Annotated in this window: 1 protein-coding gene and 3 pseudogenes; all 4 read right to left on the minus strand. The window is 65.8% G+C overall.

Going from position 1 to position 2704, the window contains the following annotated elements:
• Positions 1 to 302: 302 nt before the first annotated feature.
• A pseudogene (locus tag EOA24_RS33440) lies at positions 303 to 1280 on the minus strand (beta-ketoacyl-ACP synthase III).
• A gap of 5 nt (positions 1281 to 1285) precedes the next feature.
• Positions 1286 to 1705, minus strand: a pseudogene (locus EOA24_RS33445) (aminotransferase class III-fold pyridoxal phosphate-dependent enzyme); the annotation flags it as partial.
• Entirely contained in the window at positions 1702 to 2355 is a 654-nt protein-coding gene (gene bioD, locus EOA24_RS33450) for a dethiobiotin synthase (protein ID WP_127410555.1), read from the minus strand. The gene bioD and the pseudogene EOA24_RS33445, both read right to left, overlap by 4 nt.
• A pseudogene (locus tag EOA24_RS43490) lies at positions 2271 to 2704 on the minus strand (hypothetical protein); the annotation flags it as partial. The gene bioD and the pseudogene EOA24_RS43490, both read right to left, overlap by 85 nt.

Consider the following 2704-nt stretch of genomic DNA (forward strand, 5'->3'; position numbering starts at 1 on the left):
ATACCCGGGGGATTTTGACCGACCCACGGGGGATCGACCAGCGCGGCTGCTTGTCGCTGCCTGGCTTGGCGAAACGCGGCTAATCGACAATCTCGAGGTGGCGTTGCCGCGTGCTGAAGCGTTGCGCCAAGCCGCTGCCTGAATCGAGAGGAAGTGGCAGGAACCCTCCGGCATCGTAGGCACACGCTTGGCGCTCCGCACGTTGCCCTGTTAGTCTCTTATGGCGCACAGTGAGTCCTCAATGGTTGAGCTTCACACTTATGGGCGCTGCGTTGCATCGAATTTTTCGGGATCTGCCGAAGTTAAACGGCTAATGCCCCGCCAGTCAGGCCCGCGCCAGCGGCCGCCAGCAGCAGCTTCTCGCCCGGTCGAAAGGGTTTGGCACCGTGGGCGATCGACAGCGACAGAGGGATCGTTGCGGCCGACGAGTTGCCATAGTCGGCGATGGTCTTGACGATCCGCTCATCCTCGATGCCGAGCGACTTGCCGACGGCGTTGAAGATGCGGGCATTGGCCTGGTGCGGCACGAAGCGGGTGACGTCCGGCGCCGAAAGGCCGGCTGAAGCCAGCGCCTCCGCGGATCAGCGGCTCATCATCTCCACAGCCTTGACGAAGACGTCGCGGCCATTGGCGATGGTCATGCGGGTTTCGGCGATGTCGATCTCTTCCGCGAAGGGACGGTTGCTGCCGCCGGCCGGGATATGGATCAGGTCGTAGGCAGAACCGTCCGAGGCGAGCGAGGAACCGAGGATGCCGTGACCGGGATCGCTTGATGGGGCGAGCACCACTGCGCCGGCGGCATCGGCGAACAGCACGGCGCTCGCCCGCTCGGCCGGATTGATCCGGCGGCTCAAAATGTTGGCTGCGATGACGACGGCCGGTTTGTTGTTGAGGCGCACGAAGCCGTCGGCGAAGGTCATGGCGTAGATGAACCCCGCGCAGGCGCCGGCCATGTCGACCCCTCCGGCCTTTTCGAGGCCGAGCCTGTGCGCCACCAGCAGCGCGCTCGGCGGCAGGAGATGGTCCGGCGTTGAAGTTGCCAGGAGAAGCAGGCCGATCTCTTTGCGATCGATGCCGGCGGTCTCAAGCGCCATGTCGCCCGCATTGACCGCCAGCCCGGAAAGCGTATCGCCGGGCTCCGCCCAGAAGCGCGAGCGGATGCCGGTTCGCCCTTCGATCCAGCCCTCTTCCAGCCCGAGGCTTGCCTCGATCTCGGCATTGCCGACTTTTCGAGCCGGCACGTGATGGCCAAACCCGATGATGCGCGCGGTGCGGTTCATCTCCTGTCGCCGTGATAGCTGTGCTCCATGACGACGATGCGCGAGCGCGGCGCGCCGTTGTTGCGGTGAAAGCCGAGCGCCATTTTCAGCGCCAACTCGACGCTGGTCGAGCCGCTGTCGGAGAAGAAGACCCAGTCGAGGCCTGGCGGTGCCATGTCGACCAGCGCCGATGCCAATTGCTCGGCCGGTTCGTGGCTGAGTCCCGCGAAGATCACCTGGTCGAGCGTCTCTGTCGCGTTGCGGATCGCCTCCGTGATCTTCGGGTGGCGGTGGCCGTGGGTGATGACCCACCAGGAGGAGATCGCGTCGAGTATGCGCCTGCCTTCGCGCGTCTCGACATAGGCGCCTTCGGTGCGCATGACCGTCGGCGGCACCGGCTCGGTGGGATGCTGGGTGAAGGGATGCCAGACAGCGGAGCTGTTCATTTATCAACTCCGATGAAGTCGGTGGCCCTGAATAGTTCCTGCATGCTCGCCGAAAGCGTTCCCGGCGTCAGTGACCGGAGAAAGGGGAGGCGGCCCAGCACGCGCACCTTGCCCATCTGGGCGATCGTCTTTTGCGTATCGACCACCCGATCGCCGATGAACACCACGCCAAGCAGGGGTATCGAGCGGGCGCGAAGAGCCTCAATGGAGAGCAGAGTGTGGTTGATGGTGCCGAGCGCGGTGCGGGCGCAGAGTACGATTGGCGCGTTCCACCGCGCGAAGACGTCGATGTAAAGTGTGTGTCTGTTGAGGGGCACCATCAACCCGCCGGCACCTTCCACAATAAGTGGGCGGTCGGTCGGCGGCAGAGTAAGTGCCTCGGCGTCGATTTCCACGCCGTCCAGTTCGGCAGCGCGGTGCGGCGACAGCGGCTCAGTAAGGCGCCACGCTTCCGGCAACACCCGATCGGCAGACAACCCGGCGAGCAGGGCAACCGTTTCGCTGTCGGCCCCTTCCTGGATGCCCGCCTGCACCGGCTTCCAGTAGACGGCGTCGAGCAGACCGGTCAGGCCCGCCGCGAACACCGCCTTGCCGATGCAGGTGACGGTCCCGGTAATGACAATCTGCACCGCGGTAGGGCGCGCTCCCATTCCTGCGTGAGCGCATCGAACACTGCCGAAACGTCGGCCTCGCCGACATTCAGCGTCAGCGAGATGCGCAGCCTTACCGTGCCTTCGGGCATCGTCGGAGGGCGGATGCCGTGCACGTCGTCCGCGCGACTGCAACGCCGCCGCCAGCGCCATGGCGCGGGCATTGTCGCCGACGACGACCGGCATGATCTGCCAGCCGCTCGCGAACAGGCCCAAGCCCTCGGCCCTCTTCCCGGCGAGCGCGACCAGCCTCGCAAGACGCTCGCGGCGATCCGGCTCCTGGGCGACGATGTCGAGGGCCGCCGCCGCTGCCACCGCCATAAGCGGCGAGGGCGCCGTGGCGTAGATG

The organism is Mesorhizobium sp. M2A.F.Ca.ET.039.01.1.1 (assembly GCF_003998035.1).
Classification (GTDB): domain Bacteria; phylum Pseudomonadota; class Alphaproteobacteria; order Rhizobiales; family Rhizobiaceae; genus Mesorhizobium.

Bases quoted from the DNA above. Each gene is read 5' to 3' on its own strand.
- bioD (WP_127410555.1), bottom strand. From the start codon at position 2,355: ATGGGAGCGCGCCCTACCGCGGTGCAGATTGTCATTACCGGGACCGTC.